The sequence below is a fragment of the Mesorhizobium sp. P2_E9 genome (genome assembly GCF_056403815.1).
The window spans coordinates 238,373-253,390 of the sequence record NZ_JBFUET010000004.1; the positions used below are offsets into that span (position 1 = coordinate 238,373).

Consider the following 15,018-nt stretch of genomic DNA (forward strand, 5'->3'; position numbering starts at 1 on the left):
GGGTGGTCGCCGGTCGTCGTAGCAATCAGCCTGAGAAGCCGCCTTCGTCGAGGAATGCCTGCTCCTCCGGCGTCGTCTCGCGGCCAAGCATTTTGTTCCGATGCGGAAAGCGGCCGAAGCGCTGGATGATGTCGCGATGCTCCAGTGCGTATTTCAGGTTGAACGCGGCCCTAGCGGTGTGCAGCTCGACCGAAATGTCCTGATCGGCAAGATTTTCCGCATGCTCAAACGGCAGGTACAGGAACACGCGGACTTCCGGTTCCAGCGCCAGGTCATGCCCGGCCTTGACCGCTTTTTCAGCGAAATGCTTCGCCAGCGGGTCGGTCGCGTACATATGGCCCGTGCCGCGAAAGCAATTGCGCGGAAACTGGTCGAGCAGGATCATCAGCGCCAGCGAACCTTCGGCATGGCCTGACCAGTCGTCGCATTCGCGCCGCGCGGCGGCATAGTGCAGTTCGAGAAAGCGGTTGCGGAAACCGGCATCGAAAGCCTCGTTCTTCTCGAACCATGCATCCTCGCCGGCGTCACGCCAGAATTTGGTGACCGACAGGGCCCGGCTGTCCAATTCCATGCATGAATCCTCAGTTCAATCGGCAGTTTCGGATTTGTGTAGAACGCCGGCCGTTTCTTCGTTGAGGGCCTGACCGGGGCGGCGCGGCGTGGAGAGCGGCGTCGGAATCGGCGTGCCGATATTGCCCCGCAAAAAGCGTTGGCCGGCGCGGATGCCTTCAGCGAGCTGGGTTTCGAACCGGTCGTTGTCGCGGCGCCTGACGTCCTCGATCGTTTCAGCCACGTCCTCGGGATCAACGCCAAGCGATTCCAGCGCCGAGCCACCGAAAACCAGTGCCGATTCGAAGGTCTCGCGCAGCTGATAGTCCACGCCGGCGCGGATGAGTTGCAGAGCGGTGCCGCGATCGAAGGCGCGCGCCAGCACGGTCAGCAAGGGAAACTCGGCCTTGACGAGTTCGGCGATGCGAACGGCGGCATCGGCCTTGTCGACGCAGATCAGCACGGCGCGCGCCTGGCCAGCGCCCGCGGCGCGCAGGATGTCGAGCCGTGTGCCATCGCCATAATAGACCTTGAAGCCGAAATCGGCGGCTGCCTGGATCATCTCGACATCGTTGTCGATGATCGAGACGTCGATGCCGCGCAGCAGCAGCGGCTGGCTGGCGATCTGGCCGAAGCGGCCGAAGCCGATGACCAGCACGCTGCCGGTCAGGCCGTCGGCGACATCGACGCCGTCGAGCGATTGCTCGTCGCGCGGGGTGATATAACGCAAGCCAATGATCGCCAGCGGCGTCAGCACCATGGAGATGATGACGATTGCCGTCAGCGTGGCGTTGGCGTTGCTGTCGATGATGCCGACGGCAGCGGCGGCAGAGTAGAGGACGAAGGCGAATTCGCCGCCCTGCGCCATGAAGACAGCGCGTTCCAGCGCCTCGCGATGGCCTGTCTTGAGGATGCGGGCGACGATGTAGATGCCAAACGCCTTCATCACCATGTAGGCGACGACATAGATGGCGATCAGCTTCCAGTTCGCGGCCACCACATGCAGGTCGAGCGACATGCCGACCGCAAGGAAGAACAGGCCGAGCAGGATGCCGCGGAACGGCTCGATGTCGGCTTCGAGCTGATGGCGGAAGGTCGATTCGGACAGAAGAACGCCGGCCAGGAAGGCGCCCATCGCCATCGACAAGCCGCTGAGCTGCATGGCGAGTGCCGATCCGAGCACCACCAGAAGGGCCGCGGCCGTCATCACCTCACGGGCACGGGCATCCGCCAGGATGCGGAAGAACGGGTTGAGCAGATAGCGGCCGGCCAGCACCAGTCCGACGATCGCGGCAAGGCCGATGCCAACCTCGGTCAGCCTTTCCGACAGGCTGGTGTCGGCGCCGCCTGGCGCCAGGAACGCGATCAGGGCCAGCAGCGGCACGATGGCCAGATCTTCCAGCAGCAGGATGGAGACGATGCGCTGGCCTTTCGGCGAGGCGATTTCGCCGCGTTCCTCGAGAAGCTGCATGACGATCGCCGTCGAGGTCAGCACGAAACCGGCGCCGGCGACGAAGGATTGCGAGATCGGAAAACCGCCGGCCATTCCGACACCGGTCAACAAGACCGCGCAGACGCCTACTTGCAGCGCGCCGAGCCCGAAGATTTCGCGGCGCAGGCCCCAGAGCCGCGACGGCTGCATTTCCAGTCCGATGATGAACAGGAACATGACGACGCCGAGTTCGGCGACATGGAGGATGGCCCCCGATTCGGAAAAGACGCCGATGCCGAACGGCCCGATCACCACGCCGGCGGCGAGATAGCCGAGGATCGAGCCGAGGCCCATGCGTTTGAAGATCGGAACGGCGACGACGCCTGCGGCAAGCAGCGCCACCACCTGAATGAGATCGCTGCCCGACGCTTCCGCTGCCATGCCTCTTGTCCCTATGTCCGACAGCACTCCTTGCATGCAGTTGGAGCGGGAGGCAAGGGCGGGGAGCCTGCCAGGACGGGTAGGTGCCGTTGAAGCGTTTCCTCTGGTGGAACAATCGTCTCCGCTTGCTTGCCGGACGATTGGTGTCTATATCGGCGGTATGACTGTCCATTCGTCCCGGCCGTCTCCGCCGCCCCATATTCCGATGGATGCGCTCAGCGAGGTCCTACAAGACTTTCGCCTGAGTGGCGTCAATTATGGCCGCTGCGAGCTCCGACATCCATGGAGCATAGAGTTTCCGCAACAATCGCTGCTTCGTTTTCACTTTGTCGGCCAGGGTCCGTGCTGGATCCATACCGAGGCGCAGGGCTGGCAGGAGTTGCGCGATGGCGATCTGGTGCTGTTGCCGCAAGGCATCACCCATCGGCTGGCGAGTGCCCCGGACGTTGCAGGCGACTCGCTCGAGGGTTGCCAGGTGATCAAATTGGGGGGCAACGTCTGCGAGGTGGTGCGGGAAGGAACCGGCGCGACAAGCACCCTTTTCTGCGGCTCAATGGCCCTGGGCTCTTGTGCGCTTAACCCATTGATCACGCTGATGCCGCCTATCATCAAGGGTTGCGACGTGGCCGGCAATGACCCGATTGTCGGCCCTCTGCTGGCGGCCATGACGGCGGAGGCCGCTCAACCGCAGATGGGCAGCGCCACCATCTTGTCGCGTATGGCAGACTTGCTGACGGCTCGGCTCATCCGCTGCTGGGTCAATTGCAATGGAGCTTCGACCACCGGTTGGCTTGCAGCCATCCGCGACCCCCATATCGGCCGGGCTCTGGCAGCCATGCACCGAGACCCCGGCCACAACTGGACGCTGGAAAGCCTCGCCGGCCTGGCAGGCCAATCGCGCTCGGTTTTCGCCGAGCGCTTCAGCGCTGTGTTGGGGGAGGGTGCTGCACGCTATCTCGCCCGCCTGCGCATGCAGCTTGCCCGCGAGTTGCTGGGGCAAAACGGCTTGTCGGTGGCCGAGGTTGCTACCCGTCTGGGCTATGATTCCGAGGCATCCTTCGCTCGCGCCTTCAAGCGCATCACCAATGTCTCGCCAGGCGTTGTGCGTCGCACAATTCCCGGACGAATAGACATGGATTTCGGATTTTGAGATACATATCATCCGAAGAGACTCGTTTATGAAGGTCTCCAAACTTTGGAGATCTTTCCGTGACTGACACAACATTACAGCTTGAAGACGCGGCGATAGACGTTGATGCGGCTGCGCCGACCGCGTGGAGCGCAACCACCTGGTTCGCGGTCATTTCATTGGCGGCCACCAGCTTTGCCCTGGTCTCAGCCGAATTTCTGCCGGCAGGTCTGTTGACGCCAATGGCGCGCGATCTCGGCATCAGCGAGGGAACTGCCGGACAGGTCGTCACCGCCACCGCTTCTGTCGGCGCCGTGACGGCCATGTTGAGCAATGTTCTCATCGGCCGATTGAACCGCAAGACGGTGCTGGTTGGCCTCATGGCGCTAGCGGTCGCTTCCAATATTCTTGCGGCGCTGGCGCCCAATTTTTGGCTGCTGTTGCTAGGCCGGGCCGGGCTGGGAATCGCTCTCAGCGCTTTCTGGGCGCTTTCGGTCGCCGTCGTCGCGAGGCTGGTTGGTGCCAATGCGACAGGTCGGGGCATGGCTATCGTCACCCTCGGCGTCTCGCTCGCCACCATTGCCGCACCGTCGATGGGGGCGCTGATCAGCGACTGGCTGGGATGGCGCAGCGCCATGGCCATGACAGCGGGGCTGGCCGTGGTTGCCATGTTGCTGCAGTTGCTTAGCCTGCCGTCTTTGCCTGCAACGGCAAGCAATAGTCTTGCAGACGTATTTCGGCTGACACGGCGGCGTGGCGTTCAACTTGGTATGCTTGCTATTCTTTTGCTGATGACGGGGCATTTTGCCGGCTCGGTCTATGTACGCCCCTTTCTCGAAGATGTGACGCTCCTTGCAACCGGGCCAATTGCCCTGGCGTTGCTCGGATTTGGCATCGCCGCGGTGATCGGCAATATTGCCGGTGGCCGCATGGCCGACGCCAATATCCACGTGGCTCTCGTGGTTACCGCCGCATTGATGGCGTTTGCGGCGCTGGCATTGGTGCTTTGGGGCGTGCACATTGGCGTTGCCTTTGGCTTCGCTACGCTGTGGGGCTTCGCTTTCGGCATGGCGCCGGTGGTGCTGCCGACAAATTTGTCTCGCGCAGCGCCGGACGCGCTGGAAGCAGCGGGCAGCCTGATGGTCGCCTCTTTTCAGGTCGCCATCACCATCGGCGCGATTGTCGGCGGCTACGCCGTGGACACCTATGGCCCTACAGCGCCTTTGACCGTGACTGCTATCCTTGCCGCATCGACAGCCGTCTTGGCGCTGCTACAGCCACGCAACTAAACCTTGCCGCCGCTGACACAGTAGCCCGAACCGGCCCGGACCAATATTGCAGGCGCGTTACACAAGTTTACGCCATGCGCGCGTTGCTTGTTGCCACAATCGAAGGCTAAGGACGCTCGGCTACGGCCATTGGAGGGTGAGCGACGATCAAGTCGCGCCCTTTTGAGGAGATGACTGACATGAAGAAGTTTTTGCTTGTTGCCGTCGGCCTGGCGGTGCTCGCCGGTTCGGCCTGTTCGAAGGCGCCTGAATGCACGGCCGAGATCGCGACCAAGAAGGCGCAGGACATGGCTGCCGCGCTGCAGGAAGCGATCACCAAGGATCCGTCCAAGGCGGCTGACCTGACCGCGAAGGTCCAGGCGGTGACAACCAAGTACCAGGGCGCCACGACGCTCGCCGACGCCTGCAAGGCGTATGACGAGGTGACGGCCGCCATCAAGGGCTAAACGCCTGATTCGACTGGTTCAAGGGGGCGGTGGCGATGGGCTGCCGCCTCTTTGTTTTTGGGGATGTGTCAGGGATAGTGGGCGTGATGCGCGCTCAGTTCGGCGCGATGGAGCCGACTTCGACGGCATCGACGCGCTTCAGGCTCATGCCGATGACCGGCACCAGCTGGTCCTGGACACGCACGGCAACCGTCACGGTCATCGAGTTGTCGTCGGGAATGCGGGCCTGCATGACGCCGCGCAACTGGTTGCGGTTGATGGTAAAGACCACCTTGCGGGCATCGACAACGTTGCCGCCGATGATGTCGAGGCCGGAACCGGCTGCGCCGCCCATGAAGGAACCCTTGTAGTCGCGGCCCTTGCGCTCGATCTTGGCCGACATCGGCTGGGTGAACATGCCGACCCGGCAGCCGCCGTCCAGCGTCATGCCCATCTTGCCGTCCGGCGTGGAGCCGGTGAAGCTGCAGTTGAATTTCGTGCCCTTGTACTTGCCGGCGACGATTTCGCCCGGGCCGACCCATTTGCCTTCGGCCGACTGGAAGAACTGCTTGTCCGGCTCTGTAGCGGAAGCCCCCGAGGCAACACCGACGACTGCTGTGATCGCGACGGCCAGGGGCAAGACGCTGGACAGAATTACACTTTTCATCGACGACACCCGGCAACAAAGATGCTGTTTGGAACCGGTTTGACCATGAAGAAGATTGGTTAATGCTTCGTCACCGCAGGGCCTCGAAACCGCGATCCGTTCACCGTCTCGAAGCGTAAAACGCTATTTGCCGGGGCCTGATGTCTCGGTGTCCTTCTTCGTTGCAAACGATGTCAGCGCCGAGAGGAAATCGCCCAGTCCCGGGCGCTTGGCGGCGCTGAAGGGCAGGGGGCGCGCCGTTTCCATCGCCGCGATGCCGATGCGCGCCGTCATCATGCCGTTGACGACGCCCTCGCCAAGCTTGGCCGAAAGCCGTGCCGCCAGCCCATGGCCGACGATCTGCTGGACGAAACTGTCGCCGACGGCGATCGAGCCGGTGACCGCCAGATGCGCCAGCACACTGCGCGCCAGGCGGAAGAAACCCAGCGTTCCCGGCCGTCCGCCATAAAGTTCCGAGAGGCGGCGAATGAGGCGTCCCGCCTCGAACACGACATAGGCGACATCGACGAGCGCACGCGGGCTGACCGCCGTCACCAGTGAGACGCGTTTGGCGGCCTCGAGAATCATCACCTTTGCCCTGGCATCGAGGGGGCCGAGAATTTCCGCTTCGGCCAGACGCACCAGATTGCCGCCGTCGATGATTTCGCCGCGCAGTTCGGCCAAAGCGCGCCGGCCAGCCGCGGTCTCGGGCTTGGCCGCGACGAAAGCCGAAAGCTCGTCGACCACCGATCGGGCCGCCTTGGGGTCGTCGCGTGCGATGGCATCGAGCGCACGTTTTTGCAGCTTTTCGACTTCGGCAAGACGGGCGATGGCCAGGAATTCGCGAACGAGGATCACCAGAAGTGCCAGCACGGCGATAACGGCCATGCCGGCGGCCAGCCAGCCCAGCCATTCGGCGCGGGCGAAGAGATCGCGGATCAGCTGGTCGGTCCACAGGCCGACAGCCAGCGAAACCAGTACGCCCATGGCGCCAAAGAAGATGCTGCCTAACAGCGAGCGTTTCCTGGGGGCGACCGCCGGTGGCAGTTCGGCGGCAATGATGTCTGGCTCGTCGAAGACGTCGACCTCGGCCGGTATGACCAGCGCGACATCGGCCTTCATCACGCGGGGTTTGCGCGACGGCTCGGCCTGGCGCGTCTTTGACGCCTCTTGCGTTGGCGCGGCTTCCGGCTCGATGCGGAATGCCGCCGGCTTGCGGGGCGCGATCATGCCAGATGGTCTCCGATCAGGAACTGCAGGGCACGGTCGAGCCTGATATGCGGCAAGGACAGCGTGACGCCTTCGGCCGTGCGTTCGAGTTTTGGCGGGCGGAACCGGACAAAGCGGATTGCCGGGTCCGTGGAATCCTGCCGGTGATCTGGACCCGAAGTATCGAACACCGCATCAATCTTTTCCGGTAAGTCACCGGGAAATATGGCTGTTTCGGCCTTGCCGTCAAACGTTTCGCCGTTGATCTGCTCGCCGGCGATCGGCGTGCCGATGATGACGGGCAACGTCTCGCGGCCCTGCTTGACTGTGCCTTCGCGGGTGGCGCGCACCGCCGCCAGGGCGACCACGTCGACATCGGCGCCGGTGAAATTCGCCCGCGCCACGGCACGGTCGGCCAGTCGCCGAACGATCGCCTGCAACCGGTCATGGCTTTCGTGATGCAGATGATCGGCCTTGGTCGCGGCGACCAGGATGCGATCGATGCGCCGCGAAAAGAGATCGGTGAGGAAGCTGCCCCGACCAGGGCGGAAACAGCTGAGAATCTCGGTCACCGCGCGCTCCAGGTCGGCCATGGCGCCGGGGCCGGCGTTCAATGCCTGCATGGCATCGATCAGCACGATCTGGCGATCGAGACGCGCAATGTGTTCGCGGAAGAAGGGTTTGACGACATGCGTCTTGTAGGCCTCGTAGCGCCGCTCCATCATGGCGTGCAGCGATCCTGGGCGCGGACGCTTGTCGAGGCCGGCCAGCGGCGCGAAGGTAAGCGCGGGGGAACCCTCGAGATCGCCTGGCATCAGGAAACGGCCGGGCGGCAGGGTCGAAAGCGCGCGTTCGTCGAGCTTGCAGGCCTTGAGATAGGCGGCGAAGCTTTCGGCCAGGCGCCGTGCGGTCATCTCGTCGGCATCGGCATTCGGGTCGATTTCCGCCGAAATCGCTCGCCACGCCCGCGACAGATCCTCGCGCACCGGCAAAGTGGCCATCTCGATGGCCTCACGTGAAAAATCGGCGAAGGATTTGCCGAGCAGCGGCAGGTCGAGCAGCCATTCACCGGGATAGTCGACGATATCGACCGACAGCTTGCCGGAGGAGAACATGCGGCTCCAGCCGGAGGCTGATTCGTATTCGATGGTCAGCCGCAGTTCCGAGATGGCGCGTGTCGAATCGGGCCAGACGCGGTCGTTGACCAAAGCGGCGATGTGATCCTCGTACTGGAATCGCGGCACGGCGTCGTCAGGCTGCTCTTCGAGGAAGGCGCGCGCGATGCGACCGGATTTCTGCGCCTCGAACAGCGGCAGGCGTCCACCATGGATCAGATTGTGGACCAGCGCGGAGATGAACACCGTCTTGCCCGCGCGTGAAAGACCCGTGACACCCAACCGCATCGACGGCGAAAAAAGCCCGGTGGCGCGTCCTGACAGCGTATCGAGGGCAATCCTTGCCTCGTCGGTGAAGGTGGTCAGCGATGATGCCAAAATGTGATCTCTCGGGCTTGCGTCCGTCCGATATAGGCGTTGGAACCCGGCTTTGAAATGGCGCTGGAAATTGACATCCAAATCGATGCTAGAGATCGGCCGGTGTCAAAAACGCTTCGAGATAGCCGGCCTCCTGGCTTGCTTTCGCCAATTCGTCCAGAAAACGAACGACCGCCAGGCCCGAGGTCGGGAAACCGTGATTGAGCAGTGCACGCGCCGTATCGTCGCCGTCGCCCGAGACCGCCATGGCAAGGTCCTCCGTCATCGGGTTGTGGCCGATGACCAGGAGCGAACCCGGCCCGCCATGCTCCCGGATAAGGCGGAGATAGCCGGCAGCGTCTTCGCTGTAGAGGGTGTCGAGAAACAGCACCTTGCCGGTGTCGGTATGGCCGGCCAGGCCTTCGAGCGTTTCCTTGGCGCGCCTGGCGTTTGAGCACAATGTCAGGTCGGGGACATAGCCACGTGACCGCATGGCAGCGCCCATGATCTCGGCGTCGGCGCGGCCGGCTGCGTCGAGCGGGCGATCGAAATCACGCATGCCGGGCAGCGCCCAGCCGGCCTTGGCGTGTCGCAACAGATAGAGCCTGCTCACCCAACCTCCAATGATGCCGATGCCGAAGCCGGATTGCGATTAGCCATGAGAAGGGCATTGCGCACAATGGTCCGTGTTCTTGCGCGCAAGGAATTGCGCACAACACCACGTGGCAAAGGGTTGCGGCACTTTCGCCATCGAATCAGCAGCATCTCGCTCCGACACGTGCCGCAGGGGCACTTTAACAATTGCGTGAGTCGGTGGCCGATTGCGCTTGTGCAGGCGTCGGGCGGCGAATATATAGGCGCGAAATTTGGGGCAGTTTGGGTGAGTCGAATGAACGACATCGTTACCGCCGATTACGTACCCTCCGAAGACGAGCCGTTCATGAACGAACGGCAGAAATCCTACTTCCGCCTGAAGCTCGTCACCTGGAAAAATGACATATTGCGCGAAGCGCGCGAAACTCTCGAAATCCTGCAGCAGGAAAACGCCAACCACCCCGACCTCGCCGACCGCGCCTCTTCTGAAACAGACCGCGCCATCGAGCTCAGGGCCCGCGACCGTCAGCGGAAACTCATCTCAAAGATCGATTCGGCGCTGCAGCGCATCGATGAAGGCACTTACGGCTACTGCGAGGAAACCGGCGAGCCGATCGCGCTGAAGCGGCTTGACGCGCGTCCGATCGCCACCTTGTCGATCGAAGCGCAGGAACGGCACGAGCGCCGCGAAAAAGTCTATCGCGACGACTGACGCATTGCTTCTGGGCTGTGTCTCAGAGGGCTACAATCAAGTTGATATCAAAATGGCCGGATTTTCCGGCCATTTTTGTTGGTGCTTGGCAAATTCATTGCAGCGAGCGGAAGCGTACTCAGGCCTCGGCCAGGTCGCCGGCCGGCAGGTGGCTCAGGCGCCAATCATCTCTTCTGGCTTGAAAGTTCGCCCAGCAGCTTGGTCATTTCATCGTCGAGCGACTGCGGCGCCTTGGCTGCCGGCTTGCCGACAGGGCCGCCGGAACGAGGCTGGTCGAGTGAAAATTCGAGGTCCTTCATCAACGTTTCGTCGATGCTGTCCTGCCTTGGCGGCGGTGGTGGCGCGTGCCTGATGGCATTGGCGTTGGCGGAGCCGTAGGCAGGCAACGGCGTGACATTGGCCGATTGATAGGTCTGCGTCACCGGTTTCGGCGCGGGCGCGGGCGCCGGGGCCGGTGGCGGCGCTGCCGGGCGCGGGCGGGCAGGCGGCACGGCCGCGGTCACCGGTTGTGGCGGCGGTGCCGGTCGTGCCGGTGCGGGAGCCGTCTGAGGCGGCCGCGGTTTCGCTGCCGGGGCCGCGGTGGCCGGGACAGGCTGCAGGCCGCCATCTCCCGTCAGCGCCGGACGGCGCGGAGCGGCAAGACGGATGTCGCGCTCGACGACGAGGTCGGTCGGGCCGCCAATCAGAAGCAGATGCTCGATGTCGTCGCGGCGCACCAATACCAGCCGGCGATGGCTGTCGACGGCGGTGGCGTCCATGACGGCGAGCCGCGTCTTGCGGTTCCGGCCACCCGCGACAAACGTGCCGAAGGTCAGGTTGCGCACGAGCCTGATGATGACGAGCACGATGACCAGCAGGATCAGCGCCGCGAAGGTCCACAGGAGTGCCGCCGCATAACCAGGGCCCGCCACGCTATCCAGCCACTGCATTGGTTTCCCCTGATCGGTTTTGGAAAGTGACGCGACACTAGACCGTTGCGACTGGCTACCGCAAGTTGCCTTTCACCCATCGTGAACAGCTTGAAACACGGCCGGCATCATTTTTATCTGACATTTGCCGCCCGGGCCTTTTCCGGACTAGGAGAATGTGATTCAACCGGCTAAAGCGCGTCGCGCTGACGCCGATTCATGCGACGCGTTTTAGGTCCTTGTTTTCGTGCATGTCGTTTTCCCAAAACCGAAGTCACTTTTGGGCGACATGCATTAGGGGCGGGTGTCGGAACGTCGGACTTCACGAGCAGGGGGCATATGGCCAAGGAAGCGCGCGGCGATTTCTATCCGGTACCGATCGTCGACCAGAACACCCGACCGGGCGCGGTTACCCGGCTCATCATCTTCATCGTCGTTCTGACGGGCGCCGCGATCATTTTCGGCCTGTTCCGCGAGCGCCTCGGTGACCCGTTCCTGCTCGGCATGCTGGGCGTGCTGGCGATGATCGGCGTCGGCTTCCTGTTCGCGACCGCGATTGGCTTCGTACAGGTGACGCCGCGCTCGACCGGCGATGAACTGTCCAAGGCGTTCGTCGATTCGATGGCACAGGGCCTGCTGGTGACGGACACCAAGGGCCGCGTCGTCTACGCCAACCGGGCCTATGCCGAGATGACCGGAGCCTCCTCGGCCGCCGACCTCAAGACGGTCGAAGGGCTGCTTTCGGATGTTCCCGAGGCCTCGGTGACCATTTACCGGCTGGCATCCGGCCTGCGTGACGGCCAACCGGGAGACGGCGAATTTCGGCTGGCGCAGTCGATCAGGCCCGGCGCCGAACCGGGCGCCCGCTGGTACAGGGCGCGTGCACGCACGTTCAACGTTCCGGGCCAGCGATTGCCGATGCTGGCCTGGCAACTCTCCGACATTTCACAGGAACGTGCGGAGCAGGAGCGTTTCTTCCTCGACCTGCAGAAGGCCATCGATCACCTCGACCATGCCCCGGCCGGCTTCTTTTCCGCCGACCAGGACGGTCGGGTCACCTACATCAACGCCACGCTCGCGGAATGGCTCGGTATCGATCTCGCCAGCTTCACGCCCGGCGCCGTAACCTTGCCCGATATCGTTGCCGGCGACGGCATGGCGCTGGTGCGCTCGGTCAAGGCCGATCCCGGCACGACGCGCAACGCCGTCATCGATCTCGACCTGACGACGATGACGGGAGAGGCGCTGCCGGTGCGCTTTATGCATCGCGTTTCGGCCAGCCGCGAAGGTGTCGGCGGCCCGACGCGCACGATCGTGCTCAACCGCACCCAGGGCGAGGATGCTTCGGCTGATCTGCGCGCTTCGGAAGTGCGCTTCACCCGCTTCTTCAACTCGACTCCGATGGCGATCGCGGGTGTCGATGCCAGCGGGCGCATCCTGCGCACCAACGCGCCGTTCCTGTCGCTGTTTTCCTCGGTCGTCGACCGGGATGCCGTGGATCGCCGCGTGCGGCTCGATACGGTGATCCATGAACGCGAGCGGCCGGCCTTTGCCGCGGCATTCGAAAAAGCCCGGCAGCGGCAGGCCGACATCGAGCCGATCGACACCGTGCTGCCCGGCAACGAGGAGCGACACATCCGATTCTACGTCAATGCCGTCGCCGACGGCACCGGCGGCGAGGGTGCCGAGGAATCGGCCATCGTCTACGCCGTCGACACGACGGAGCAGAAGGCGCTCGAAGGGCAGATGGCGCAGAGCCAGAAGATGCAGGCGGTCGGCCAACTCGCCGGTGGCATCGCCCATGACTTCAACAATGTGCTGACTGCCATCATCATGGCGTCGGACCTGCTTTTGACCAATCACCGGCCGTCGGACCCGTCCTTCCCCGACATCATGAACATCAAGCAGAATGCCAATCGGGCAGCCTCGCTGGTCAGGCAGTTGCTGGCCTTCTCGCGCAAGCAGACGCTGCGGCCGGAAGTGCTGAACCTGACCGACGTGCTCGCCGATCTGAGGATGCTGCTTGCCCGCCTGGTCGGCAACGACATCAAGCTGAAGATCGACCACGGCCGCGACCTGTGGCCGGTCAAGGTCGACATTGGCCAATTCGAGCAGGTGGTGGTCAATCTGGCGGTCAATGCGCGCGACGCGATGCCTGCCGGCGGCGATCTTACCGTGCGAACCCGCAACGTCACCGCCGAGGAGTGCAAGGCCTTCCCTTATCGCGAACTCACCGCGGCCGACTATGTCGTGGTCGAAGCCGAGGATACCGGCAGCGGCATCGCGCCCGACGTGCTGAAGAAGATCTTCGAGCCGTTCTTCACCACCAAGGAGGTCGGCAAGGGCACGGGCCTTGGCCTGTCCATGGTCTACGGCATCATCAAGCAGACCGGCGGCTTCATTTTCTGCGATTCCGAGGTCGGCAAGGGATCGACCTTCCGCATCTTCCTGCCGCGCCACATCGCGGAAGCGAAGACGGCGGCCGAAGCCGGGGAAGCGCCAAGCGCAGCACCAGTCAAACCAATCGACAGCACCAAGGACCTGTCCGGGTCAGCCACGGTGCTGCTGGTCGAGGACGAGGATGCCGTGCGCATGGGCGGCATGCGGGCGCTGATTTCGCGCGGCTATACGGTGCACGAGGCATCCTCCGGCGTCGAGGCGCTGGAAGTGTTCGAAGCCCTGGGTGGAAAGGTCGATATCGTCGTCTCCGACGTGGTGATGCCGGAAATGGACGGGCCGACCCTGCTTGGCGAATTGCGCAAGCGCCAGCCGGACATCAAGTTCGTCTTCGTGTCGGGCTATGCCGAGGACGCATTCGCCAGGAACCTGCCGGCCGACGCGCATTTCGGCTTCCTGCCGAAGCCGTTCTCGCTCAAGCAACTGGCGACGATCGTCAAGGACGTGCTTGAGTCCTGATCTTGCGCCCCCCAATGACCGGCCTTGCACAACGCCGTGACAGCGCCATGATTGCGGGTGAAACGGCAAGCGGGCTTGGGGGAGCAGCGGTTGACGCCACACATCGAGGCAGGCAAGGGCGACTACGCCGAAACGGTGCTGTTGCCGGGTGACCCGCAGCGTGCCGAGTGGATGGCCCAGACATTTCTGAAGGCGCCGCGCTGCGTCAATCGCCGGCGCGGTGCTCTCGGCTTTACCGGCCTGTTTCGCGGCCGGCCCATCAGCATCCAGTCGACGGGTATCGGCGTTTCATCGTTCCTGATCTATGTCCATGAATTGCTTGATTATTATGGCGCCCGAACACTGATCCGCACGGGTACCTGCGGTGGCCTCAGCGATGAGGTAAAGCTGCGCAGCCTGGTGATCTCGCAAATGGCACGGCCGGAAAACACTGAGAGCGGTCAGGTCTTTGGCCTTTACGGAGCTGATGCCGGCCCGGATCCGGCGCTGCTTGCTTGCGCCTTGGCCAAGGCGGCCGAACTCGGCATCGACCACCACGTCGGCCTGACAGTGTGCACCGACATATTCTACCATCCCGAAGCGCGCACCCGCTATGCCGAAGCAAGGGCGCTCGGAGCGCTGGCCGTGGACATGGAAACCAGCGCGCTCTACCGCATCTCGGCGCATTTCGGCGCGAGGGCCTTGTCGCTGCTGACCGTCGTCGACAATCTGGTTACCGGCGAACAGGCCGACTATTCCGAGCGCCAGGCGCTTTTCACCGATATGAGCCGGCTGGCGCTCGAAATCGCCGTGGAAGGGTACTAGGCCGCTTCCTGCTTCAACGCCATCCGCTCGTCCAAGTCAGGCCGATGGCCGCGCAGATAGAGCGCGCAGGTGGTGCGCAGCATGGACGCGAAATTGGGGATCTCGCCATTGATCTCGATGGCTTCGTCGTAAAGCTTCGAGATGAATTTCGGCGTCGTCAGGTTCTGGCTTTCAGCGATTTCGTCGAGCAAGGCCCAGAACGTCGCCTCGAGCTGGATGCTGGTCGAATGGCCATCGATACGAATCGACCGGTTGATCTGGCGATAGCCTTCCGGATCCTGTGCGGCAAACACTCTGCACATCGTTACCTCCCATTTTTGTTGGTCTTGGGCGTCGACGGAGCCATCGGCGCCTTTTGATCACTGCCTGCGATTTCATTTTCGATCGGACGGTCGACAACGGCAATCGGACTTTCGTCCTTAATGCATGTACCCGTTTTTCGATCCTATGCGTGGTAATCGGCTGCCACCACCTTATCTCTAGCGGCGCGCA

The 15,018-nt window shown here is 63.1% G+C and carries 14 protein-coding genes; 6 read left to right on the plus strand and 8 right to left on the minus strand.

From position 1 onward, the window contains the following. Positions 1-25: 25 nt before the first annotated feature. Together AC1D05_RS09485 and AC1D05_RS09490 are read right to left on the minus strand one after the other, a co-directional pair. Positions 26-571 carry a DUF924 family protein gene (locus tag AC1D05_RS09485; RefSeq protein ID WP_477440317.1) on the minus strand — a complete coding sequence of 182 codons (546 nt, stop codon included), beginning with the start codon at positions 569-571 and terminating at the stop codon, positions 26-28. Between the two features lie 15 nt (positions 572-586). Beyond that, the gene (locus AC1D05_RS09490) at positions 587-2,422 is read right to left on the minus strand and encodes a monovalent cation:proton antiporter-2 (CPA2) family protein (RefSeq protein ID WP_477440318.1); all 1,836 of its coding nucleotides are present in this window, start codon (positions 2,420-2,422) and stop codon (positions 587-589) included. A gap of 160 nt (positions 2,423-2,582) precedes the next feature. Between AC1D05_RS09490 and AC1D05_RS09495 the strand changes: the two genes are divergently transcribed. The 3 genes from AC1D05_RS09495 (at position 2,583) to AC1D05_RS09505 (ending at position 5,286) form a co-directional block, all read left to right on the plus strand. Next, positions 2,583-3,572, plus strand: a complete 990-nt coding sequence (locus tag AC1D05_RS09495; RefSeq protein ID WP_477440579.1) for an AraC family transcriptional regulator — start codon at positions 2,583-2,585, stop codon at positions 3,570-3,572. 59 nt (positions 3,573-3,631) lie between these two features. Beyond that, positions 3,632-4,840: an MFS transporter gene (locus AC1D05_RS09500; RefSeq protein ID WP_477440320.1), complete on the plus strand. Its 1,209-nt coding sequence runs from the start codon at positions 3,632-3,634 to the stop codon at positions 4,838-4,840. A 179-nt stretch (positions 4,841-5,019) separates the two neighbouring features. Continuing rightward, positions 5,020-5,286, plus strand: coding sequence for a hypothetical protein (locus AC1D05_RS09505; protein WP_095200069.1), 267 nt, complete (start codon positions 5,020-5,022; stop codon positions 5,284-5,286). Positions 5,287-5,380: 94 nt separating this feature from the next. Here the strand turns inward: AC1D05_RS09505 and AC1D05_RS09510 are convergent, their stop codons facing one another. The 4 genes from AC1D05_RS09510 to AC1D05_RS09525 all read right to left on the minus strand — a co-directional run bounded on the left by AC1D05_RS09510 (position 5,381) and on the right by AC1D05_RS09525 (position 9,205). Then, entirely contained in the window at positions 5,381-5,932 is a 552-nt protein-coding gene (locus AC1D05_RS09510; RefSeq protein ID WP_172228651.1) for a hypothetical protein, read from the minus strand. Positions 5,933-6,055: 123 nt separating this feature from the next. Further along, positions 6,056-7,141 carry a YcjF family protein gene (locus AC1D05_RS09515; RefSeq protein ID WP_477440322.1) on the minus strand — a complete coding sequence of 362 codons (1,086 nt, stop codon included), beginning with the start codon at positions 7,139-7,141 and terminating at the stop codon, positions 6,056-6,058. Then, positions 7,138-8,613 carry a YcjX family GTP-binding protein gene (locus AC1D05_RS09520; protein WP_477440324.1) on the minus strand — a complete coding sequence of 492 codons (1,476 nt, stop codon included), beginning with the start codon at positions 8,611-8,613 and terminating at the stop codon, positions 7,138-7,140. Before AC1D05_RS09520 ends, AC1D05_RS09515 begins: the two co-directional genes overlap by 4 nt. Positions 8,614-8,701: 88 nt before the next feature. Further along, positions 8,702-9,205 carry a SixA phosphatase family protein gene (locus AC1D05_RS09525; RefSeq protein WP_477440326.1) on the minus strand — a complete coding sequence of 168 codons (504 nt, stop codon included), beginning with the start codon at positions 9,203-9,205 and terminating at the stop codon, positions 8,702-8,704. A 276-nt stretch (positions 9,206-9,481) separates the two neighbouring features. Here AC1D05_RS09525 and dksA point away from each other — a divergent pair, with 276 nt between their 5' ends. Beyond that, positions 9,482-9,898 carry an RNA polymerase-binding protein DksA gene (gene dksA / locus AC1D05_RS09530; RefSeq protein ID WP_006202025.1) on the plus strand — a complete coding sequence of 139 codons (417 nt, stop codon included), beginning with the start codon at positions 9,482-9,484 and terminating at the stop codon, positions 9,896-9,898. A 164-nt stretch (positions 9,899-10,062) separates the two neighbouring features. Here dksA and AC1D05_RS09535 read toward each other — a convergent pair whose 3' ends face one another. Further along, positions 10,063-10,827 carry a hypothetical protein gene (locus AC1D05_RS09535; protein ID WP_477440328.1) on the minus strand — a complete coding sequence of 255 codons (765 nt, stop codon included), beginning with the start codon at positions 10,825-10,827 and terminating at the stop codon, positions 10,063-10,065. A 318-nt stretch (positions 10,828-11,145) separates the two neighbouring features. On the opposite strand from AC1D05_RS09535, the gene cckA reads away from it, so the two are divergent. Both cckA and AC1D05_RS09545 read left to right on the plus strand, forming a co-directional pair. Then, positions 11,146-13,722, plus strand: coding sequence for a cell cycle histidine kinase CckA (gene cckA / locus AC1D05_RS09540; protein WP_477440330.1), 2,577 nt, complete (start codon positions 11,146-11,148; stop codon positions 13,720-13,722). A gap of 90 nt (positions 13,723-13,812) precedes the next feature. Next, entirely contained in the window at positions 13,813-14,526 is a 714-nt protein-coding gene (locus tag AC1D05_RS09545) for a purine-nucleoside phosphorylase (RefSeq protein WP_477440331.1), read from the plus strand. Here AC1D05_RS09545 and AC1D05_RS09550 read toward each other — a convergent pair. Then, positions 14,523-14,828, minus strand: coding sequence for a ribbon-helix-helix domain-containing protein (locus AC1D05_RS09550; RefSeq protein ID WP_027044642.1), 306 nt, complete (start codon positions 14,826-14,828; stop codon positions 14,523-14,525). The two genes, AC1D05_RS09545 and AC1D05_RS09550, sit on opposite strands and share 4 nt — an antisense overlap. Between the last annotated feature and the right edge of the window lie 190 nt (positions 14,829-15,018).